We start from the raw sequence: 23,217 nt of genomic DNA on the forward strand, positions 1-23,217 counted from the left end.
TCAAAAGTGAAATCAAAAAACCGACTACAAAAGTACTACTTTTTTTAGGAGCAACAATTTTTTGCACATCAAGAACAATTCTCCTGCTGTCATTCCAATCTTTTTGTCTCGTCTGAGGACGAGACAAAAAGGATTTTCCCTTCCATCAGGGCTAAATGAGATTGTTTTGTTTTTTTAAGAAGACTGAATAAATACTGTATTTAACCTATTTAAAATCAAAATTTTATGTTTTTTTATTTTGTATATTTGATAGGGTTTCATGTGTGGAAATTGTAGTTTTTATTTCTCTTTTTTTAATTCACATCATACCTAAAAAAATATTTGAAAGAGAATTGGTAGGAAATAAAATTAGCCCTTCTGATTTACTTGAGATATTTTTTTAGTAAAACCCAAAAACGTTTGCTTATAGTCTAAAATATAAATTTATGAAAGTCTCTGTTACCCGAAAAAATGTAAAGTTTTTGCCTGATTCCAGTAGAGTTGTTGCTCGATATTTTATGAGCGGAGAAGAAAGAACCAAAGAATTGATTGGCCGTATATTGGTTATGAACGATCAACAGGTTAGTCATACTTTGGAACAAATAAACAGAGAGTTTGCAAGAAGGCACCGGAATATTTCTTCTTTATTTTATAAACATTGCGGAAATGTTCGGACAATAATCGAAGAAATGCAAATAAATTATGAGGAACTGTCAGAAGAAAGAAAAATGCTTATTGGCTCGTATTTTACAATGGAATATTCCATCGAATCGGCTGCATTTTTTAATCCTTCAATGGTAGAAGATTTTGATCAATCGAGTTTGGAAAAAGGAGAGAAACGTGTAGTTCTTTCGTTTCGGGCTACAGGAGAAGGACATGTTTCTTCCATCGTATTCAGAAGAGGGATTATTGATAAGGACAATAATTTGAGGATGATGCGAATTGGTGACAGTATTGAAAAGGCAGAGGTTTCGCATAAAATGATGTTTAATAAAAAACGAGTTTTATCCAAATTGACGGAAATGCATACACTAGATATTTATTCACCCATAATGTGTGACTTACCAGAAGTCTTCGAGTATTCTGTGTTTAAGGATTTGCTTAATACAGAATTAATGGATCCAAATATTGGTAAAGAAAAAAGAGAGGCTATTGAAGAAGTGATTTGGTTGTTGGATTCGTTTTATGATATACAATTCAAGCATGATTCCGATATTTCCGAGCGCGTTATATTTCCAGTATCTGATGTTGAGAGTCGCGGAATTGAAGATGCCCGTTTTGTTCGTTTTGTGGATGATGATGGTACCGAAAGTGTAATGGGAACCTATACCGCTTATAATGGACATTCGATCCTTTCAAAGTTAGTTACCACAGAAGATTTTTATACTTTTCGCATAATGCCTTTGCATGGCGAAGGCTCGCAGAGCAAAGGAATGGCGTTATTTCCTAAGAAGATAAAAGGTAAATATGCCATGTTGGGAAGAATAGATGGAGTAAACAATTATCTGATGTATTCGACACGACCGAATGAATGGAAAGATCCACAAATTATTCAGAGGCCTGAATATCCATGGGAATATACTCAAATTGGCAATTGTGGTTCTCCTTTATGGACTCAAGAAGGGTGGTTGGTGATTACTCATGGTGTAGGGGCAATGAGACGTTATTGTATAGGTGCGTCATTGTTTGACCTAGATGATCCTTCAAAAGAGATTGGTAGATTGCCTGAGCCTTTGCTAACTCCTTTGGAAGATGAGCGTGAAGGATACGTGCCCAATGTGGTCTATTCCTGTGGTTCGATTATCCATAATAACAGCCTCATATTACCTTACGCTGTTTCGGATTATTCTTCTACTTATGCCGTAGTGGATATGGTGGAATTAATGGTTGCTTTGAAAAACAGTAAAAAGTAATTGCTATAAAATGAGCTTAATCTAAAATTGGATTATAGTCAACGATGAAAATAGAAAATAAGTACAAGTGAAAACCAAAAAAAGTAAAATCATACTGTTGATGAGTTCTTATCCGCCGAGACAATGTGGATTGGCAACTTTTTCTAGTGATGTAGTTAATTCTGTTAAGTTAATCTTTGGGGATTCACTGCCTATAGAGGTATGTGCTTTGCAAAAAGAAGAAAATCAATTTGAATATGGCCTAGATGTACATTATGCACTAACAGTTTCTTCGATTGATGAGTATCGTATTCTGGCTGAAAAAATCAACAACCGTGATGATATTGGAATGATTTGTATTGAGCATGAATTTGGTCTTTATGAAGGAGATTACGGAAATTACCTATTGTCCTTTTTATTGGCGATAAACAAACCAATTGCAACTGTTTTTCATACGGTATTGCCTAGGCCAAACGATAAATTAAAAAAAATAGTTCAGGCTATCATTGATTTGTCAAACAAAATCGTGGTACTGACCAAAAGATCCCAGGAGATTTTAATAAGAGATTATGATTGTCAGGAGTCGAAATTAAGGATAATTCCGCATGGCACTCATATGGTGCTTTGGGATCAAAAGGAAAAACTAAAAAATGAATTCAATTATTCCGGTAAAACAGTATTGTCAACATTTGGATTAATTAGTGATAATAAAAACATTGAAACCGTTTTGTATTCCCTGCCCGAGATTATAGCAAAACATCCCGAAGTTGTCTATTTGGTAATCGGGAAAACACATCCTGAAGTCTTGAAAAAAGAAGGAGAGAAATACCGTAATATGCTTATTGAGACGACCAAGAAACTGAATATTGAGAACAATGTTTTCTTTATCAATGAATTCCTGGAGTTAAAACAACTTCTTAACTATTTGATTTCATCAGACATTTATTTGTTTGCTTCCAAAGATCCAAATCAGGCTGTGAGCGGGACTTTTGCATATGCAATGAGCTGTGGTTGTGCTATTATTTCAACTCCGATAGCTCATGCTATTGAGGATTTGAACTCAGGTATCGGAATATTGCTACATGAATTTGACAAGCCCGAGGAATTTCATAGCGCCATATTGGAATTAGTTGAAAACAAAGAGAAACGATTGGAAATGGGACGCAATGGCTATGCTTTTACTCACGAAACAACTTGGGAGAATATCGCTTTAAAATGCGCATTCCTATTTGCTGAAGTGACAGAAAGCAAGGAGAAATTAAGATTCACTTTTCCACCTATAAAGTTGGATCACATCAAAGAATTGACAACAGATTATGGGATTCTTCAGTTCTCGAATTTTAGCCAACCCGATTTGTCATCAGGGTATACTTTGGATGATAATGCTCGTGCATTGATTAATATGGTAATGTATTATGATAGGAGCTCAGATCCTATTTCCTTGAATATGGCAAAAATCTATTTAAATTTTATTGCAGAAATACAGCGAGAAGACGGAAGATTTGATAATTACAAAGACATTAACCGTCAATTGACAAAACAGAACGAGTTGGTGAATCTTGAAGATTGCAATGGAAGAGGATTGTGGAGTTTGGGTTTTTTGTTGTCCTATCAAAAAAAACTCCCGATAGATTTAGTTGAACAAGCCCAAAAAGTATGGAACAAAGCCGTTATGAATATTGATGAGGTCACTTCGCCCAGGGCGATTGCTTATACACTCAAGGGACTTTATTATTACTACCAAGCTAATAAAGAGGAAAAAATTAAAACAGCTATAGCTCAACTTGCCGATAAATTATTGAATCATTATCACATCAATTCTGATGATGATTGGTGCTGGTATGAAGATTATATGACCTATGCCAATAATGTACTCCCTGAGGCGATGCTTTTTAGTTTTTTGGCGACAGGAGATTTGAAATACAAAAAAATAGCCTTGACTACGTTTGATTTTCTCTTGTCTCATTATTTTATGAAGGGAGAATTAAGCGTAATTTCAAATAGAGGATGGTTTGTTAAAGGTGAAAAAAAAAGCACTTACGGCGAACAGCCTATTGAAGTAGCGACAACAATTATTACCTTGCATTTGTTTTATCAGGTAACCGGAAATGTGAAATACAGAAACCAACTGAATCTAGCATTTTCATGGTTTTTGGGGAATAATCATCTGAATCAGATTATTTACAATTCAGTAAATGGAGCTTCCTATGACGGACTTGAAGATAAAAATGTGAATATCAATCAAGGTGCAGAATCGACGCTTTGTTTTTTTAAAGCACAGCTCATCATGAATGAATATAAAGATTATAAAAAGTACAGACACTTGGATACCAAGAGTGCTTTACAATTTGAAAAATAATTTAGAAGAATGACCGAAAAAGAAAAAATGCTTTTGGGCGAAGTTTATTTTGCCAATGATAAACAATTAACAGAAGAGCGTACCAAAGCCAAAAAGCTATTACATAAATTGAATGTTACCGAATATTTCATGAATGGGAGGTCACGTGCGATTCTTAGGGAGTTGATGCCGAATTCACATAAACGATTGTATATAGAACCACCGTTTCATTGTGATTATGGATACAATATACATTCGGGGGAGAATGTATATTTCAATGTCAATTGTGTGGTTTTGGACACAATGAAAGTGACAATTGGGAATAATGTTTTCTTTGCGCCGGGAGTACATATTTATACAGCAACCCATCCGCTCAATGCTATTGAAAGAAGAACTGTCGAAAGTTCCAAGCCCGTGTCGATTGGCGATGATTGTTGGATAGGAGGGAACTCCGTTATTTGTCCAGGAGTCACTATTGGAGCTGGGTCTGTAATTGGAGCTGGGTCTATAGTAACCAAAGATATTCCCGAAAATTCTTTAGCAGTGGGTAATCCTGCTAAAGTGATTCGGAAATTGAATGAGGATTAATCTTTTTTATTCATATAAAAGCTCAATGCTCCTGATGGACATTTATTGATTGTTTCAATAATTTTTTCTGTTGTTGAATTTTCGGCTGTAATCCATGGTTGTTCTTTCGGTTTGAAAACGTCAGGATTATTGCGCACGCAATTTCCGGAATGAATACATTTCCCTGATTGCCATACAATGGTTACTTCACCGTTGGTATATTCTTTTTTGATGTTTTTTGGATCCATGGTTAAAGGGTGGTGTTAATGATTGTTGTTCCTTTTAGTAGTTTTGAAATCGGACATTTATCAGCAATGATTAGTAATCGCTCTTTTTGCTCGGGAGTAACTTCTCCCGAAAAAGTGATGTTTCTTCTTATTGTTGTTGTCAATTCGCCAACTACGGTTTCTTGATATAAATTTAGTGAAATATTTATTTCTGGGATTATCCATTCTTTTCTATCAATGTACATTCTTAGCGTAGAAAGGGTACAGCCTGCCAAAGAAGCTAGCAAAGTCGAAAATGGATCCATTCCTAAATTTTTACCGCCAACATTTTCGGGTTCGTCCATAAGAAATTGCCCGTTTCTCCAAGTGATGTTACATAAGTATTTTTGAGTACCTATGTGGCCAAGTATGTCATTTTCGAAAAGATCTTCCATTATAATACGTCGTTAAATTGAGGGTTTCTGTCAAAAGTTTTTTTGGCAAAAGGACATAAGGGGATAATCTTCCAATTTTTTTCTCTTGCCACTTCAACTGCTTTCTCCACTAATTTTTTACCCAACCCTTTTCCGTTGAATACGGGAGATACTTCGGTATGGTCAATGATGATTTTATCTGGGCCGGCAAATACAAAAGTCATTAGCGCTACTTTTCTACCTTCGGATGTAATGTTGAAATTACCGTTTTTTTCGTTGAATTCTATATTTACTGTTTCGGTCATTGTTTTTGTTTTTAAAGTTGCTAAGAATCTGAGATTCTAAGATTCTAAGTTTTTTATATTCTATAAATTGAACTTTCTTTTTAATCTTAGAATCTCAGCTTCTCAGAAACTCAGTATCTATTTTTTAATAAATCATCGGAATTTCCATTAATAGAAATTTCGCGTCAGTTGTTGCTTTGATATCCAAAGTTTTAAAATCAGTTATGCCTAAACCGTCACGAGTTTCCAATTCTTGACCGTCAACAGTTATTGTTCCCGATATTACAAAAACGTACATACCGTTTCCTTCTTTTTTAATCTCGTAGTTTTTAGAAAAACCAGCTTCAAAATCGGCTAAATGAAACCAAGCATCTTGATGGATCCATACTCCGGCATCATCAGAGTTTGGAGATAATATTTGAGCAAAATTATTTTTTTGTTCAGTAGTATCATACGTGATTTGTTGGTAGCGTGGAGTCACATTTCTCGTTTTTGGGAATAACCAAATTTGAAAAAGTTTGGTGCGTAAATCTGCATTTGGATTAAATTCACTGTGTTGAATTCCAGTACCGGCACTCATAACTTGTATATCGCCAGTTTTTATGGTAGATTCATTTCCCATACTGTCTTTGTGAGCCAAATCCCCTTCCAACGGAATAGTAATGATTTCCATATTGTCGTGTGGATGTGTACCAAAACCCATTCCGGCGCCAATAGTATCGTCGTTTAAAACGCGTAAGGTTCCAAACTGAACTCTATCTGGGTTGTACCAACTAGCGAAGCTAAAACTGTGATAAGCATTTAACCATCCATGATCTGCGTGTCCTCTTGTGTCGGCTTTGTGTAAAACTGTATTTTTCATGATATATAAATTTAGTGATTTTTGTTATACAAATTTATATCTGATGTCAGCGTTTTGCACTTAACCTAGATTAAGAAATTATTTCCTAAGCATTTTGCTTTTCATTTTGCTAAAAAACTCGGGAGTAACTCCTAAATAAGAAGCAATTTGTTTTTGGGCAATTTTCTGAATGAGTGTAGGGTACTTTTTGCAGAATTTTTCAAAGCGCTCTTCAGCGGTAAGGCTTAGATTATCCATTAAGCGTTCTTGATTGGCGACCAATGAATTTTCGGTAAGTATTCTGAAGAAACGTTCTAATTTTGGGATTTCCCTGTACAGTATATCTTGGTTTTCTTTAGATAACAAAACTACTTCGGCATCTTCTAAAACTTCTATGAACAGGTTGCCCGGCTTTTGCGAAAGCAAACTGTACATATCGCCAATCCACCAACCTTCGCAAGCAAAAGTCAATACATGTTCTACAATATTATCATTAATGTTGAAACTGCGTAAAATACCCGAATTCACAAAGTAAGAATGTTTGCAGATTGCGCCACTATTCAATAAAATGGTTTTGGCTTTGTAATGGTGTATCTCTGTTTTGGATAAGAAAAGCTCCTGCTCCTGTTGAGTAAGCGATACGTGTTGAGCAATGTTTTTGAGTATTAATTCCATTTATTTTTGCTCTGGAAGTAAAGTAAAGGAAGTTACTTTGAAACGATTATTGACAATTGTACCTGCAACCTCCGCTTTTCTGATGGTTTTGCAAAAACCGTCTTTGGCGTCTGCATCTCCGTGGTCGTCAATTTTGGTTCCATCCACAAAATAAGATTTACCGTCGATGCGAACGGCTAAATCACAGCCTTTTCCTTTTAAACCAAATTGGCATTGACCACAAGAAACTTCTACAATTTGGGATTTTAATAGCTCCTTTTTTTCTTGAGCACCTGATATTAGCGCTATAAACAATAATACGATTGTGAATAGATTTTTCATTTAGGACGGATTTGAAAGCCCTAAGTTAAGTATTTTGGTTCTAATTCTAGATGGAATAGTTTTTAAACATGTAAATCCATAGCAATCTTGAAAGACGAATATTGAAAGAAGCCATTGACAGAATAACTATGGCAATAATGGCAATGATTCTTAAATCGAATCTTTCTGTAAAAAATTGTTGTGCAATTAGGTAAGTGGCAATTCCTTGCGCAACGGTTAATCCATAGTTTACATACATGGCACCAAAAAAATAGCCAGGCTCTTTTTCGAATTTAAAATGACAATGAGGACAATATTGATTCATTTTTGGAAAACCAATATTTAAGAAAATATTTTTTTCGTTGAATACTTTTCCCTCATGACAATGTGGGCAGTCATTATTTAGGATGTGAACAAGTGTGTGTGACATTTTTTTATTTTTTTTCAAAGGTATTTTTTATTCGTGTCACAGCTATTTTCTATATTCGCTAATTATAGGACAATAAAGACATTTAGAAATTATGAGCAAATATCCAATTTATTCGATTCAGCGATTCAATTGTAATGATGTCAATAGTGATTTCTATATAAACACTTTCAAAAATCACTTGGTCGATCACAGCTTTGTGGAAGAGCCACATAGACATAATTCGTATGTACTGGTTATTTTTACCAATGGATCAGGAACGCATGATATCGATTTTGATACATTTAAGATTCAGCCCGGAAGTATGTTTTTTATGCTGCCCGGACAAATACATCATTGGAGTTTGTCTGATGATATTGATGGGTTTGTTGTTTTTTATTCCCAAGAGATGTACAATCTTTATTTTAGGCAAAAGAGTATAGAGGCTTATCCTTTTTATTCTTCATTGGGGAATTCTCCCGAGATGATATTTGATGACAAAGAATTAAAGTCAATTGAACCTTATTTTCATAATATGCTAGAGGAGTATCAAGGCAATAAGGTTATGAAGCAGGATAAAATCATGAATTTATTGGATAGTATTCATATTGAAATTGCGAGGAAATATAATGAAAGCCATGTTTTGGAAACACATTCCTATAATGTGAAAATCAAAGATTTTGATGCGCTTTTGGAAAAGTATTTTTGGACAGAAAAAGCGCCTTCTTTTTACGCTTCCCAACTCCATATTACGCTGAAGCATTTGAATAGGATATGTAATGAAATCCTAAAAAAGACGACGACTCAGGTCATTACGGACAGAATTATTCTCGAAGCAAAAAGAATGCTGATGGATAAAAAAAGAACAGTCAACGAAATTGCAACAGCGTTGGGTTTCGATGACTATTCCTATTTTGTGCGGTTATTTAAGAAGCATACTGCAATAACGCCGACGGCTTTTCGAGATTCTAAAAAGTAATTAAGAATGTACTTTGATTAATCCAGCGGCTTCTTTCGCTTTTTCTACCACTTCCTCAATTGTAGAGTCTAAGGTGTCATTGACTAAAGCCACGCCCATTCTGCGATAAGGTCTTGAGGTAGGTTTTCCAAAAAGTCTAAAATCGGTTTTCGACAAAGCAGCGATTTTTTCTATTCCGGTGAAAGTTGGATTTGCTGAATTTTCGGAAGCCAAAATTACGGCACTCGCTCCTGCTTTTTCTAGAGTAATTTCGAAAATTGGAAGGCTCAAAATGGCACGTAAATGCAATTCGAATTCATTAAAGTTTTGCGTTCCCGCCAAAGTTACCATTCCGGTGTCGTGTGGCCTTGGAGATAATTCAGAGAAATAAACACCATCATCGGCTAGGAAAAATTCAACACCAAATAATCCCGCTCCGCCTAGAGCTTCGGTTACTTTTTCGGCCATGTCTTGTGCTTCGTATAGGTCTTTGTCGGATACTTTTGCGGGTTGCCAGCTTTCTTGATAATCGCCACGTTCTTGTCTGTGACCGATTGGTGCGCAAAATAGAGTAGGGTTGTTGTTCTGAACTACGGTCAATAATGTGATCTCAGAATTGAATTTTACGAAAGCTTCGACTATGACTTCAACTACATCGCCACGGGAACCTTCTACGGCATATTGCCAAGCTTTGTCAATATCAGCAGCAGTTTTTATAGTTGATTGTCCTTTTCCAGAGGAAGACATTAAGGGTTTTACTACGCATGGCATTCCAACGGCTTCAACACCTTTATGCAATTCTTCGGCTGAAGTGGCATAACGATAATTGGCGGTTCTTAATCCTAGTTCTTTGGCGGCCAAATCGCGAATGGCTTTTCTGTTCATCGTAAAGTTTGCCGCTTTTGCAGAGGGAACTACGGTTATTCCTTGTTTTTCGTAATCATAGAAACGCTCGGTTCTGATGGCTTCTATTTCAGGAACTATGAAATCGGGTTGGTGTTTGGCTACGATTTTGTCCAAAGCGTCTCCATCGAGCATATTGATGACTTCAAAACCATGTGCTACTTGCATTGCAGGAGCATTTTCGTAACTGTCTACAGCAATTATGGTTTGCCCGATGCGTTGTGCAGCGATTGTAAATTCTTTTCCTAATTCGCCTGAGCCTAGAAGTAGTATTTTCATTGAAAGAAGTTTATAGGGGTTATGCTGTTTATGGGTTTAGTTTACTGTGTATGATTATAACAAAAATACGTTTTTTGTGTTTAATTTTTTTAGGAAAGCTTGCTGAGTTTGCGTAATTTCTTTTGAAAATATTTTGGCGACTTATTTAGTCGTTTGCCCGCGTGAGGGATAGGAGCAAGCTACCAAAGTAGCGCGGATAGCCCGACCCCGTTGCATAAAGAGGCGAATAAGCGCAACTATCGGTTAGCCTCTTTATGCAACGGGTACACGCCCAAAATTGAGTTATAATTGTGAATTTTGGTTAAAAGCTGTAACCTAGTTTTACCCCGCATCGGAATACGAAATTATCAACGTAGATATTGTCGATGTCTCCTTTTCCTTTTACTTCCCATTTCCAATTGAATCCCATTGAAGGGTCGATGCTAAAATTTTTTGCGATTTTTATTTTGTATCCAATATCATGATTAATTAAACTCCAGTAAGAATAGTTGCCTTCGAAATTACCTAAAGAGGTTGTTTCGTTAAAATCGGTGCTCGAGTAAGCCAATAGCCATTGGAGATAAATTCCGGATTTACGGCCTCTTTTTTGATAAATTCTTTTGCCGATCTCAACTGCGAAACCATTGCCTTTTACCTTCACCAAATTATTGTCATAATCCAATTGTGAAGCGTAAATGTTTAGAAGGCTTGAAGTGTATTCATTGAAAAGGAAATAATTACTGTTGCCAAATTCGGCACTTATACCGTATAATGATGGGTCGGAATAACTATAATTTACCGAAATGGTAAACGTATTCGGGTCTAGTTTTTGATGTTGTGCAAATGTGGTAGCTGTGAGTAATAGTGTGCTGATTAATAAAATTGACCTCTTCATTTTTCTAGCGGTTTAGGCTCATGAAGTTACGAATTTTTTGTCAATAAATCAGATAGAAGCTGGTTGAGTTTTGCTTAAAAAAAATAGTTTAAAGTATAAAGCGATGAAACTTTAAACCTTAAACTATTTTAAACTTTAAACAAATTTTATGTTATGCCAGAACTTCAGTAAGCGAAACCGCTTCTTTGATTCTGCGTAATGCTTCTTTTAATAATTCTTCGCTAGTTGCGTAAGAGAAACGGATGCAATTTGGGTTTCCAAAAGCGTCACCAGTTACAGTCGCTACACAAGCTTCGGCCAAAAGATACATAGAGAAATCATTAGCATCTTTGATTAATGTTCCTTTTAATGTTTTTCCGAAGAAAGAAGAAACGTCTGGGAATACATAGAAAGCTCCTTCTGGAACGTTGATTTTTACACCTGGAATCTCTTTTAATAATCCAACTACTAAATCTCTACGGCTTTGGAAAGCGTCAACCATGTGTTTCAATACAGATGGGTCAGCATCTACAGCAGTAATAGTAGCACGTTGTGCAATACTGTTGGCGCCACTGGTTACTTGACCTTGAATTTTGATACAGGCTTTAGCAATGAATTCTGGTGCTCCAATATATCCAATTCTCCATCCTGTCATAGCAAATGCTTTGGCAACTCCATTTACAGTTATGGTTTTTTCTAACATTCCTGGAATAGAAGCTATGCTGCAGAAAGTTCCTGAGAAATTGATGTGCTCATAAATTTCGTCGGCAACTACATATACGTGTGGGTATTTTTCTAAAACTTTTGCAAGGGCAGTCAATTCTTCTCTGTTGTAAACAGATCCACTTGGGTTACAAGGAGAACTGAACCACATCATTTTTGTTTTTGGTGTGATAGCTGCCTCTAATTGTTCTGGAGTGATTTTGAAATCTGTTTCTACAGAAGTTGGAACTTCTACAGGAACTCCTCCTGATAATTTTACAATTTCGAAGTAAGATACCCAGTAAGGTGCTGGTAAAATTACCTCGTCACCGTCGTTAAGCATTACTTGTGCAATGTTATATAAAGATTGTTTGGCTCCTGTTGAAACCACAATTTGTGATGGCTTGTAATCTAAATTATTGTCTCTTTTGAATTTTCTGCAAATTGCTTCTTTTAATTCCGCATAACCTTCTACTGGAGAATAGGTGCTGTAGTTTTCATCGATAGCGCGTTTTGCAGCTTCTTTGATGAAATCTGGGGTATTGAAATCTGGTTCTCCTAAACTTAAACTGATAATGTCTTTTCCTTGTGCTTTTAATTCTCTTGCCAATGCAGCCATAGCTAATGTTTGCGATGTGGCTAAATTGTTAATTCTGTCTGAAAGTGGATTGCTCATTAAATTGTAATTTTTTGGTTTATTCTTTTTTTAGATAATAATTATAGTGCGGGTTCTAGTCCCAATGTTCTTAAATGTTTGAAATGGGCAACAACAGCAGCTGTCATTGTTTTGTATTCGTAATATGGTAATTGGCATTCTTTGGCCGTTTCTTTTACAATTTTTGCGATTTTACCATAGTGAACATGGCTAATGTGCGGAAAAATATGGTGCTCAATTTGGTGATTTAATCCTCCAGTGTACCAGTTTACAATTTTGTTTTTTGGTGCGAAATTAACTGTGGTGAACAATTGGTGAATAGCCCAAGTGTTTTCCATTTCCCCAGTTTCGTTTGGTTGTGGATTGGCAGCTTCGTCAACTACGTGTGCCAATTGAAATACAATACTTAAGATTAATCCAGCCGTGTAATGCATTACGAAAAATCCAACCAAAACTTTCCACCACGTGATTCCGATAACAATTGGTAAAACAATCCAAATGGATAGGTAAATTACTTTTGTGATGATTAATGTTGTCCAAAGCACTTTTGGACTTTTTGGCTCACCATAAGATAATTTTCTTTTGATATAACTGCTCATTTGTTTAAAATCAGTAGTAATAGCCCAATTGAAAGTCAATAAACCGTATAAAAACACAGCGTAATATTGTTGAAATTTATGAAATTTATGCCACTCCGCTTCTTTGGAGAAACGCATAATTCTTCCTGCTTCTAAGTCTTCGTCATGACCTATAATGTTTGTATAAGTATGGTGTAAAACGTTGTGTTGTACTTGCCAGTTGTGTACGTTTCCAGCCAATACGTATATGGTTCCTCCCATAAATTTATTAACCCAGCTTTTGGTTGAGTATGATCCGTGGTTGGCATCGTGCATTACGTTCATTCCGATTCCGGCCATCCCAATTCCCATAACAATGGTTAATAGAAGATGTGCCCAAAATGGCATGTCTAAAGTAAGTATCAAAAAATAGGGGACAAGGAAGACGGTAAAAAGAATTACAGTCTTCAAATGGATTTTCCAGTTTCCAGTTTTTTCGATATTATTTTCTTTGAAATAGCTGTTAACTCGAGAATTAAGAGTTCTAAAAAACTTTAAATTATCTTGTTTTGCAAATGTAGGTGCGGTATTGTTCATATAATTTTTTGAATATTTGCAAAGGTAACCAATATATATTTTCAACATACAATATTGAGTTAAATATTTATAAGCTAAAAGCAGTACTTTTGTTAAAAATTTTTAAGATGGACGAGATTCTAAAGTATTTTCCTAACCTATCTGATAGTCAGATAGAAAAGTTTCAAAAATTGGATTTTTTATACCACGATTGGAACGAAAAAATCAACGTTATTTCACGTAAAGATATTGATTCGTTATACACTAAACATATATTGCATTCATTGGCCATTGCCAAAGTAAATAAGTTTGAACCCGGAACTTATGTGTTGGATGTGGGAACCGGTGGTGGATTTCCAGGAATTCCATTGGCTATTCTTTTCCCTGAAACAAGGTTTTTTCTGATTGATATTATTGCCAAAAAAATTAAGGTGGTTCAGGCAGTTGCAGAAGCATTAGAACTAAAAAATGTCAAAGCCGAACAACTTCGTGCCGAAAATGTGAAAGGTGATTTTGATTTTATAGTAAGTCGTGCTGTGACCAATATGCCTGATTTTGTGTCTTGGGTAAAAACCAAAATCAAGAAACAAAGCAAACACGAATTGAAAAACGGTATTCTTTATTTGAAGGGCGGTGATTTGACAGAAGAACTTAAAGATTTCCCGAAAGCGACAGAATATAATATTTCTGATTTCTTCGAGGATGAGTTTTTCGAGACTAAAAAAGTGGTTCACTTGCCGTTGAAGTTTGTGGTTTAAAAAAGTTTCAGGTTTCAAGTTTGTTGGAGCGTATAAAAAGTAATAGCCGAATCTTAAATTAAGATTCGGCTATTTTATTTTCGTCAAAGATTTTCAAACTTGAAACCTGAAACCTGAAACTTTTTTTTAAAACTATTCTGCTAAAAAAGGATATCTGTAATCTGTTGGAGTTACGAATGTCTCTTTGATCGTTCTTGGAGAAGCCCAACGCAATAAGTTCAATGCAGAACCAGCTTTGTCGTTAGTTCCTGAAGCTCTTGCTCCGCCAAATGGCTGCATTCCTACGATAGCTCCAGTTGGTTTGTCATTAATGTAGAAGTTTCCGGCTGCATTTTGTAAAGCTGTTGTTGCTTCTTCAATAGCGTAACGGTCTTGACTGAAAACTGCTCCAGTTAAAGCATATTCAGATGTAGAATCTACCAATTTTAATGTTTCAGACCATTTAGCGTCTTCATAAACATAAATTGTCATAACAGGTCCGAATAATTCGGTTTCCATTGTAGAATAATGAGGATCTGTAGTTACTATAATAGTTGGCTCAATAAAGTATCCAACAGATTTGTCATAATTTCCACCAACGATAATTTCGGCATCAGCATCTTTTTTGGCTTGGTCAATATAACTAGCCAATTTATCAAATGAGCCTTCATGAATAACAGCAGTTATAAAATTGCTGAAATCTTCTGGAGAACCCATTTTCATTGATTTTGTATCCGTAATTAATTGCTCTTTAATAGCTGGCCATAAGCTTTGTGGTACATAAGCTCTTGAAGCAGCAGAACATTTTTGTCCTTGAAATTCAAATGCTCCACGAACAATTCCTGTAGCCACTTGTTTTGGGTTGGCACTTGGGTGAGCAATGATAAAATCTTTACCACCAGTTTCTCCAACAATTCGTGGATATGTTTTGTAATGGTGAATGTTTGTTCCAATTTTTGCCCAGATATCTTTGAATACATGAGTAGAACCAGTAAAGTGGATTCCAGCAAAATCACGGCTTGCCAAAACAGTGTCTGTAATCATCAATGCATCTCCAAAAACAACGTTGATTACGCCATCAGGAACTCCCGCTTCTTTGAATACATCGATAATAACTTTGGCAGAGAATACTTGACTGTCGCTTGGTTTCCAAACTACAACATTCCCCATCATAGCAGCACTTGCAGGCAAGTTGGCAGCAATAGCTGTAAAGTTGAATGGAGTAATAGCATATACAAAACCTTCAAGCGGTCTGTATTCTAAACGGTTCCACATATCGGATGCCGATTTAGGTTGGTCTGCGTAAATTTGAGTCATGAATTCAACGTTAAAACGTAAAAAGTCAATTAATTCACAGGCAGCGTCGATTTCGGCTTGATGAATATTTTTGGATTGCCCAATCATCGTTGCTGCGTTAATTTTTGCTCTGTAAGGACCGGCAATCAATTCAGCTGCTTTTAAGAAAATGGCTGCTCTTTGTTCCCAGGCCATATTTGCCCATGCTGTTCTGGATTCCAAGGCATTGGCAATAGCTTTTTGTACATGTCCTTTTTCGGCTAAATGATAAGTTCCTACGATATGCTGATGATCGTGTGGAGCGGTCATGTTTTTAGTGTTTCCTGTTCTAATTTCTTCGCTACCAATATATAATGGAACGTCAATTTTAGTATTCCACATTTCTTTATAAGCTGATAAAACAGCCGCTTTTTCTGGGGAATTAGGTGCGTATCCTTTTACGGGTTCGTTTACCGCTTTGGGTACATTGAAAAATCCTTTTAGCATATCTCTATAATTAAATATTAAACGATTATAAATTTGATGCAAAAGTACAAAGGAAAGATTTAAATTATGCTAAAAATGTCATAATTAAAGTCAAATTAATTCAATGCGAAAGGAGCACAAAGTCTGAACGTAGGCACGATAACTCTAAAAGATTTGGTAGAAGTAAAGTTAATCATATTGAAATAACCTTTCATGGCTCCGTAAGGAGATGATAATAGACATCCTGAACTGTAGGTGTGTTGTTCTCCTGGTTTCAATACTGGTTTTTTGCCAATAACGCCTTCTCCATCCACAAATTCTAAATCATTTAAAGAATCAAAGATTTCCCAATGGCGCGAAGTCAATTGTACAGAATCTTTACTGTGGTTTTCGATTGTGATCTCATAACTAAAGGCAAAATGAATCTTGTAGTTTTTGAAGTACGTTCCTTCAAAACTAGTCAATACCGAAATTTTAATGCCTCTTGTTATTTGTGAAACCATGTTAATGAGCTAATTAAGTGCTGTATGGCAACAAATCTACAAAAAAAATGAATATTTTAATTAAAAAAAAACTAAAGTTTTCTAATTTGTAATGTTTAATGAACTGGCGGTTCCTCGACCAATGACCTTCTCGTATCGATCGCTGCTTCCTTTGTAATAAACCAATACGTTATATTCGTTTTCGGTTTGATAAAAATTTCCATCGATAGCATGCTCCTGATCGATAATTCCTTTATTGTTTACGGTCAAATATTGGTAGTTTGTAAATCCTTGTTTGATTAAGATCGCTTTTTCATAAAGACCGTTTTTGGAATTAAAATCCATTTTATTTTCTGGGGTCAAGCTGTAATTATTGAACATCCCAACTACGTAAATAGACGAACTTGGATTGGCCAAAGGAGAAGAGAGACTGAAGTAGACCCAAGAATAATCCGCCTCAATTGTGTTGTTTTCACCGTCTAGTTTTCGGATAGAAAAATTTCCGTTAAGGTCTGAGTAGTTTGTGTATGGAAAATTTGCTTTGTCATTATTGGTATATAAATGAGTGTTGTAAATATCATTGTCTGAGTTGACAAAACTCACATAGTTATTGGCGTTTTTGAGGTCTTTGGAATCAAAATTTAAAAATTCGTTTCCTGCCCAAAACTGTGTTTCCTGATCATATTTATAAACAAAATTATTGCTGACTGTGTATTGTGGAGGAACATTTTTTATGGCAGTACTGAATTTTCCGTTTTGAAGCAAAAGAACCTTTAGGTTTTGCATTGGGTTTTGAAATAAAATTTGATCTCCCGTTTTGATTTCAAAATCTAAATTATGTTTCGTATGAATGTTTTTGACTGTTCGAGCTTTTCTGATTTTTAAAGGAACTGAAACCAAGTCTTCATATAAAATGAAATACCTTTTCATGACAACTTCTTTGTCCGAATTCAAAATGGTAAGAACATAATTACCACTCAAGAGTATTTTACTGTAGTTATTTGGAAGGGATAATTTATAATGGGTAAAAATCTGCAAAGTATTGAAAGAGTTTACATACTCTTGGATTTTTTGACCGTCAAAACCGGAAAGGTATTCGCTTTTTGGAATGTCTGTTGGAACCCAATTGTAATCACAATGTTTGATTTCGTAATAATAGTCGGCTTCGTTGCCAAATAAATCATCAAATTGGAATTCAAATTGTTCTCCCAGTCTGAATATGGGAATAACGTTTTGATTGCTCTGTACAAAAGAAACCGTTTTGATATTATAGGGAGGGGCTATTTCAGTCTCTACTTGAGCAGTAACAGTTAGACAAAAGAAAGAAAGAAGTAAAACGGCTATTGATTTCATTATTGGTTATCGTTCATGAATTGTAAATATACAAACGATTGTTGATTTTTGATTAACGATTTTTGATTTCAGAAGTATGCACCTCATTAAATCGACAACCTAAATATTTAGCAAACCAAATCTAAAATCGCTAATCTTCAATCTAAAATCCCTTCTACTCCAATATAAATTCTAAATTATCTTCAATCTCTGTGCTAATATAATTTTCGTCCAGAAGTGAATCAGCCAATAGTTTTTTGCTTTCCTGCAAGCGGATAATTTTTTCTTCAACAGTATTTTTGGCGATAAACCGAATCACGTTTACCTTATTCAATTGGCCAATTCTATGTGCACGGCCAATTCCCTGTTTTTCCGAAAAAGGATTCCACCAAGGATCCAAGAAAACGACATAAGAAGCTTTGGTAATATTAAGCCCAACGCCTCCCGCTTTCAAAGAGATGAAAAACAGTAATGGTTTTTCCTGTTCCTGAAAACGATTGACTTGGTATTCCCTTTCTTTCAAAGGGGTTTCTCCCGTGAGTTCACAGAAATCGATTTTGTTTTCCTTGCACCAATTTTTATAAAAATCCAAATTGGATACAAACGAACTGAAAATAATTGTTTTTTGGTTGGATTGTACCAAAGTTTCTAAATATCGGGTCACGGCGATATATTTCCCCGAATCCATTTCCGATTTGGAATCAATCATTTTGGGGTGATTGCTCAATTGTCTCAAGCGCATCAATGTGTTGATGATATTGATTTTGTCTATTCCAGAACCATCAGTTTTTAATAACGAGTTTCGGGCTTTGGATTTTTCCTCTTCGTATAATTTTTCTTGTTCAGGTTCCATTTCACAATAGAAAATCTGCTCGGATAGTTCCGGTAAATCTTTTAAAACCTGTTCTTTGGTGCGTCGTAAAATAAAAGGACTGATGAGATTTTTTAGTTCCAATAAACTATGTTCGTCTTGCTTTTTCTCGATTGGAAATTTATAATTTTCGGCAAAAAAGGAATAACTCCCCAAGATATTCGGATTGATAAATTGCATTTGCGACCATAAATCATCAAGTGAATTTTCGATCGGAGTTCCGCTCAGAGATATTTTATGGTTGGCTTTAACTTGATTGATTGCCTTGAAAATTTTGGAGTTTTTGTTTTTGATGTATTGACTTTCGTCCAAAATCAAATACCTGAAATTGTATTTTTCCAAAATCGAAATGTCTCTAGAAACGATCGCGTAACTCGTGAAAATCACATCGTATTTTTCTAATTTTTTAGAAAGGATTTTTCGGTCGTTGCCAATGTATTGCACTCGTCGAAAATGCGGTGTGAATTTACGTGCTTCATTGTACCAGTTAAAAACCAAAGAGGAAGGCAGAACAATCAATGCTTTTAGATATTCTTTTGGTGTTGCAATTTCGTTCCCGAACAAATCGAGTTGAACGTTTTCGGCCTTTTCATAATCCAACTGTTCTTGTACGGCTACTAGGGTAGTTAAGGTTTGGAGTGTTTTTCCCAATCCCATATCGTCGGCTAAGCAAGCTCCCAAGCCATTGTTGTAATGTTCCAATAACCATTTGACCCCTTCAATTTGATAGGGTCTCAATGTAGCTTTCACCAATGTTGAAGGCTGATACTCGATATCTGCTTTTAAATTTATGGAATATTTAAGCTCTGGAATGTCTTCTAAAACTGCAAAATTGCTTTTTGGTAACGTAAGATTTCCGTTTTGGATTTTCGCCAATTTGGCCATTGGACCGTAAAGCGTCATCCATTCGATTGGAATTAAAAAGTAGTTGCCATTTGGCAAAAGGAAAAGTCTGTTTCGGTTCTTTATGTTCGAAACTATTTCGGTGAAATTAAACTCAAATGACTCGCAAACGACTGTCATTTTGATGTCAAACCAATCGCTTTTGACTTCATTCGAGAAGTGAATACTTACTTTATGAGTGTCGATTTTCTTGCTGTCTATTTTTAAATCTTTAACCGAAAAACCATAAGATTCTAGGGTTTCTTGATTTTCGATTACCCATTGAATGGTTAAATAAGGATCTTGTTTTTCTGCTTTTGGCGAAAGTCCAAACAATCCATTTTCGGTTTTAATTAAGCCGATGTCTAATAATTTGTTTTCAAATGATGCTTCTTCGGCTGTCCTTTTATATTGAATGACTTTGATTTCATCCAAATTGCGGGTGTCAATTTCAGAATGAGTTTTCTTGGTTTTGCTATTGTCGAAACTAAAACCGTCGTAGTCGAATAAAAGGTTGATAAAATAAGTGTTTTTAAAAAAATCGTGGGCCAGCTGGAGCGAACAGGATGTGACTTTGTCTTTAAGTTCGACTGCAAATCCGGTAGCTTTTATATCTGCTTTTTTTGCAATATCCTTGATGAATTTTTCAAAATAGTCAGGAACCAATTTTGACGGAATCTCAACAGATTTTTTAGTTAAAAAAGGAGTGATTTTTTTAGTGTTGATGTCTTTTAAGCGGTGCAGTTTATGATAGGCTACTAACCATCCCGGTTCGTCCAAAAGAAGAGTAATCGTTGTGTTTGAGGGTGCAAATACTGTAGTGTCGTCCTTTAAAAGTAACGTATAGGAAATTCCGTTTTCGTGTTTGTCAAATAGAAGACTGGTTTCTAATGCTGGATTTTTAGGCGCAATTCGACTAATGCGAAAATCTTTTTCTTTTCCCAAATTAAGCGAAATTGGAAGATCATCTTGAGAAACTAAAGTATAAAACTGGTCTAGATTAGTTTTTATGAATTGGCGAATACCAAATTCCAGCTTACTGTCTTTAAGTAAATCCTCAATGGTTTTGGACGATTTACTGTTTTTGTTGAATTTCTTGAAAATCACTTCAGGCTTAAGCGCTTCACAAAGTGATAAAACTTTTTTAGTGTTTGTGTCTAAATTTTCGAAAACAACGCCAAAACTTTGAAGGACTTCGGGACTCGCTTTTTTGTCCAGATAAGTTATAGCTTCGGAATGTCCGACAATATAAGCAGTCGGAATATAGGTGTTTAGCCTTTTCTCAAAACTAATATCAAAGCAGAACTGAAAGTTATTCTCGGTTTTCAAGTGCGATTATTTAAACACGGATTTCACAGATTTACACAGATTATTATCTAACCTAATGATATATCTGTGCTAATCTGTGAAATCTGTGTTGAATTTTTTAACTAGCAATAATCTCATTTATTTAAAACAAACAGGAATGATTTCGCCTTTTGCCAAACAATATCTTTCTACCAATTCGGGCGCTATTTTATTGGTGTAATCTTCCTCAATAACAGTAAAACCAATGCTCCTTAGTTTGTCAAAATAATCGCGGCCATAAATACGTACGTGGTCGTATTGTCCAAATATTTTGGCACGTTCTTTTTGGTCAGTAATCGTATCGTCAGCAAAGGTTACGGCTCTATTCAAATCTTGTGGAATTTGCAAAATAGCCATTCCGCCCGGTTTCAAAACGCGGTACAATTCCTGCATCGCTTTGGTGTCGTCTGGGATGTGTTCCAATACGTGGTTGCAGAGAATTACATCATATTGATTGTCTTCGAAAGGCAAATTGCAAATGTCTGCCTTTACATCCGCCAAGGGCGAAAACAAATCGGTTGTCGTATAGTCTAAATTTTTTTGCTTGCGGAACATTTTGTAAAAAGCCTGTTCCGGTGCAAAATGCAATACTTTCTTTGGAGCGGTAAAAAAATCGGTTTGCTCGTTTAGGTATAGCCACAGTAAACGGTGTCTCTCCAACGAAAGTGTACTTGGCGAAAGCACATTATTGCGTTGCGTTTCGTACCCGTAAGGTAAGAACGATTTGAAGCTTTTCCCGTCAATTGGATCGGTATAAGTGTCTCCTTTTAATGAAAAAGCGATAAAAGGGCGTGCTACATAACTTAAACGAATAAGAATGGGACGCGGGATTGTATTGAGTATAAGTTTAAACACAGATTTCATTTGATAAAAATTTAAACACGAATTTCACGAATTTACACGAATGAATGGTGTGTAAAATAAGAATTTCACGAATATTATGTTATGGTTAAAGAATTATTCTTTTGTATTTTAGGCTGTCTTCTCCAAAATTAACTAGTAATCCTAGTCTGTTTTGTGATGCGGCAAGATAGTTTAATGTTTGTTTTATTTCACTACTGGAAAGTTGTTGAATTGCTTTTATTTCTAAAATAATTTCATCAAAAATTACAAAATCGGCAAAATAATAAGTTGGCAAGATGATTTCTTTATATTCAATATTGAATTTTGATTCTCTTGAATAGGGAATATTATTTTTCTTAAACTCGTATTCTAAAGCATCTCCATAAACCTTTTCACTATGTCCTTTTCCAAGAATTTTATGAACCTCCATACAAAGACCAACAATTGTATAAGCTTCTTCTTTTAAATATAAATCGTGCATCTTTTGATGTTAGTGAAATTTAATAGATTTAGAATTTGTGCCAATTCGTGAAATTAGTGTTTTTCAATTTAGTTAGTGAAATTTAGATAGATTTTGAATTCGTGCTAATTAGTGAAATTCGTGTTTATAATACTAAAGGCACTTTTCTAAATTCATCTTCTTCATTGCTCACGATTCCCAATTCTTTATAGATATAGTAGAAAGTCGATAAAATTTCAGGTTTTCCATCGATGATGGCAACGTCGTGTTCAAAATGTGCAGATGGTTTTCCGTCGGCAGTGGTGATAGTCCAACCGTCTTTATGCTGTTTGATGTTTTTGGTTCCCATATTAATCATCGGTTCAATTGCAACGACCATTCCTTCGATAAAAAGTTTGCCTCGACCTCTTTTTCCGTAATTGGGCATTTCGGGATCTTCGTGCATTTTTTGTCCCACACCGTGACCCACTAGTTCTCGAACCACACCATAACCATGTGCTTCGGTATATTTCTGGATCGCATTTCCAACATCTTCTACACGGTTACCCAAACGCAATTCGCGGATTCCTACGTATAAAGATTCTTTGGTAACTTGAAGTAGTTTTTTGGTTTCGGGAGCAACATCGCCAATTTCAAAAGAGTAGGCGTGGTCTCCGTGAAATCCGTTTTTGAAAGCACCGCAATCAACCGAAATTACATCGCCACTTTCTAATGGTTTGTTGTTCGGAATTCCGTGTACCACTTGAGAATTTGGACTCATGCACAATGAATTCGGGAATCCATAAAGTCCAAGGAAACTTGGTACTGCACCATGATCCTTGATAAATTCTTCGGCTCTTTTGTCTAGATATAATGTTGTAACTCCTTCTTTTATTTCAGAAGCTATCATTCCTAATGTTTTTGATACGATCAACGCACTTTCGCGCATTAATTCTATTTCCTCACGGGTTTTTTGAATAATCATATTTTCGAATTTTCAGTGTGCAAAAGTACAATTTTAAAATTATTTCTTTTGTGTTGAGTTTGTTTTAATTTTTATACTTAATAGCAAGGATAAGTGAATTTTGCAATTAATTTTTTAAAGTATAGTTTTTTAA

The 23,217-nt window shown here is 35.4% G+C and carries 23 protein-coding genes; 5 read left to right on the top strand and 18 right to left on the bottom strand.

The genetic code is table 11. From position 1 onward, the window contains the following. Positions 1-425 precede the first annotated feature (425 nt). From HQN62_RS05200 to HQN62_RS05210, 3 genes are all read left to right on the top strand, one after another. Positions 426-1,892 carry a glycoside hydrolase family 130 protein gene (locus tag HQN62_RS05200; RefSeq protein WP_173503568.1) on the top strand — a complete coding sequence of 489 codons (1,467 nt, stop codon included), beginning with the start codon at positions 426-428 and terminating at the stop codon, positions 1,890-1,892. A gap of 67 nt (positions 1,893-1,959) precedes the next feature. Continuing rightward, complete coding sequence (locus tag HQN62_RS05205; protein ID WP_173503569.1) at positions 1,960-4,230, top strand: glycosyltransferase; 2,271 nt, start codon at positions 1,960-1,962, stop codon at positions 4,228-4,230. A gap of 9 nt (positions 4,231-4,239) precedes the next feature. Next, a complete protein-coding gene (locus HQN62_RS05210) occupies positions 4,240-4,797 on the top strand; it encodes a sugar O-acetyltransferase (protein WP_173503570.1) in 558 nt (185 codons plus the stop codon). On the opposite strand, the gene HQN62_RS05215 is transcribed toward HQN62_RS05210, so the two are convergent. The 7 genes from HQN62_RS05215 to HQN62_RS05245 form a co-directional block, all read right to left on the bottom strand. After that, positions 4,794-5,024: a (4Fe-4S)-binding protein gene (locus tag HQN62_RS05215; RefSeq protein WP_173503571.1), complete on the bottom strand. Its 231-nt coding sequence runs from the start codon at positions 5,022-5,024 to the stop codon at positions 4,794-4,796. The genes HQN62_RS05210 and HQN62_RS05215 overlap by 4 nt on opposite strands. Positions 5,025-5,026: 2 nt before the next feature. Continuing rightward, complete coding sequence (locus tag HQN62_RS05220; protein ID WP_173503572.1) at positions 5,027-5,437, bottom strand: OsmC family protein; 411 nt, start codon at positions 5,435-5,437, stop codon at positions 5,027-5,029. Further along, positions 5,437-5,721, bottom strand: coding sequence for a GNAT family N-acetyltransferase (locus HQN62_RS05225; protein ID WP_173503573.1), 285 nt, complete (start codon positions 5,719-5,721; stop codon positions 5,437-5,439). The genes HQN62_RS05220 and HQN62_RS05225 overlap by 1 nt, the downstream gene beginning before the upstream one ends. A 124-nt stretch (positions 5,722-5,845) precedes the next feature. Next, entirely contained in the window at positions 5,846-6,562 is a 717-nt protein-coding gene (locus HQN62_RS05230) for a pirin family protein (protein ID WP_173503574.1), read from the bottom strand. Positions 6,563-6,640: 78 nt separating this feature from the next. Next, the gene (locus HQN62_RS05235; protein ID WP_173503575.1) at positions 6,641-7,216 is read right to left on the bottom strand and encodes a Crp/Fnr family transcriptional regulator; all 576 of its coding nucleotides are present in this window, start codon (positions 7,214-7,216) and stop codon (positions 6,641-6,643) included. Further along, positions 7,217-7,537: a DUF6370 family protein gene (locus tag HQN62_RS05240; protein WP_173503576.1), complete on the bottom strand. Its 321-nt coding sequence runs from the start codon at positions 7,535-7,537 to the stop codon at positions 7,217-7,219. A gap of 46 nt (positions 7,538-7,583) precedes the next feature. Beyond that, a complete protein-coding gene (locus HQN62_RS05245; RefSeq protein ID WP_173503577.1) occupies positions 7,584-7,946 on the bottom strand; it encodes a DUF983 domain-containing protein in 363 nt (120 codons plus the stop codon). Between the two features lie 91 nt (positions 7,947-8,037). On the opposite strand from HQN62_RS05245, the gene HQN62_RS05250 reads away from it, so the two are divergent. Beyond that, on the top strand, positions 8,038-8,901 hold the full coding sequence (locus HQN62_RS05250; protein WP_173503578.1) for an AraC family transcriptional regulator: 864 nt from the start codon (positions 8,038-8,040) through the stop codon (positions 8,899-8,901). Here the strand turns inward: HQN62_RS05250 and purT are convergent, their stop codons facing one another. The 4 genes from purT to HQN62_RS05270 all read right to left on the bottom strand — a co-directional run bounded on the left by purT (position 8,902) and on the right by HQN62_RS05270 (position 13,426). Then, on the bottom strand, positions 8,902-10,062 hold the full coding sequence (purT, locus tag HQN62_RS05255) for a formate-dependent phosphoribosylglycinamide formyltransferase (protein ID WP_173503579.1): 1,161 nt from the start codon (positions 10,060-10,062) through the stop codon (positions 8,902-8,904). 301 nt (positions 10,063-10,363) lie between these two features. Further along, a complete protein-coding gene (locus HQN62_RS05260; protein WP_173503580.1) occupies positions 10,364-10,936 on the bottom strand; it encodes a hypothetical protein in 573 nt (190 codons plus the stop codon). Between the two features lie 151 nt (positions 10,937-11,087). After that, complete coding sequence (locus HQN62_RS05265) at positions 11,088-12,293, bottom strand: pyridoxal phosphate-dependent aminotransferase (RefSeq protein WP_116796110.1); 1,206 nt, start codon at positions 12,291-12,293, stop codon at positions 11,088-11,090. Positions 12,294-12,334: 41 nt separating this feature from the next. Further along, positions 12,335-13,426 (bottom strand): fatty acid desaturase family protein, encoded by a 1,092-nt coding sequence (locus HQN62_RS05270; RefSeq protein ID WP_173503581.1) that lies wholly within the window; start codon positions 13,424-13,426, stop codon positions 12,335-12,337. Between the two features lie 107 nt (positions 13,427-13,533). Between HQN62_RS05270 and rsmG the strand changes: the two genes are divergently transcribed. Continuing rightward, complete coding sequence (gene rsmG, locus HQN62_RS05275) at positions 13,534-14,163, top strand: 16S rRNA (guanine(527)-N(7))-methyltransferase RsmG (protein ID WP_173503582.1); 630 nt, start codon at positions 13,534-13,536, stop codon at positions 14,161-14,163. A gap of 132 nt (positions 14,164-14,295) precedes the next feature. Here rsmG and pruA read toward each other — a convergent pair whose 3' ends face one another. From pruA to map, 7 genes are all read right to left on the bottom strand, one after another. Continuing rightward, positions 14,296-15,924, bottom strand: a complete 1,629-nt coding sequence (gene pruA / locus HQN62_RS05280; protein WP_173503583.1) for an L-glutamate gamma-semialdehyde dehydrogenase — start codon at positions 15,922-15,924, stop codon at positions 14,296-14,298. A 95-nt stretch (positions 15,925-16,019) separates the two neighbouring features. Further along, complete coding sequence (apaG, locus tag HQN62_RS05285) at positions 16,020-16,406, bottom strand: Co2+/Mg2+ efflux protein ApaG (protein WP_116796107.1); 387 nt, start codon at positions 16,404-16,406, stop codon at positions 16,020-16,022. Positions 16,407-16,487: 81 nt separating this feature from the next. Then, positions 16,488-17,738, bottom strand: a complete 1,251-nt coding sequence (locus tag HQN62_RS05290; protein ID WP_173503584.1) for a type IX secretion system plug protein — start codon at positions 17,736-17,738, stop codon at positions 16,488-16,490. A 154-nt stretch (positions 17,739-17,892) separates the two neighbouring features. After that, positions 17,893-20,799, bottom strand: coding sequence for a DEAD/DEAH box helicase (locus tag HQN62_RS05295; protein WP_173503585.1), 2,907 nt, complete (start codon positions 20,797-20,799; stop codon positions 17,893-17,895). A 117-nt stretch (positions 20,800-20,916) separates the two neighbouring features. Next, the gene (locus HQN62_RS05300; RefSeq protein WP_173503586.1) at positions 20,917-21,681 is read right to left on the bottom strand and encodes a class I SAM-dependent methyltransferase; all 765 of its coding nucleotides are present in this window, start codon (positions 21,679-21,681) and stop codon (positions 20,917-20,919) included. 85 nt (positions 21,682-21,766) lie between these two features. Beyond that, complete coding sequence (locus HQN62_RS05305) at positions 21,767-22,141, bottom strand: GxxExxY protein (protein WP_116796103.1); 375 nt, start codon at positions 22,139-22,141, stop codon at positions 21,767-21,769. 124 nt (positions 22,142-22,265) lie between these two features. After that, positions 22,266-23,084: a type I methionyl aminopeptidase gene (gene map / locus HQN62_RS05310; RefSeq protein ID WP_173503587.1), complete on the bottom strand. Its 819-nt coding sequence runs from the start codon at positions 23,082-23,084 to the stop codon at positions 22,266-22,268. Positions 23,085-23,217: the final 133 nt, after the last annotated feature.

Source organism: Flavobacterium sp. M31R6 (assembly GCF_013284035.1).
In the GTDB taxonomy this organism is placed as follows: domain Bacteria; phylum Bacteroidota; class Bacteroidia; order Flavobacteriales; family Flavobacteriaceae; genus Flavobacterium.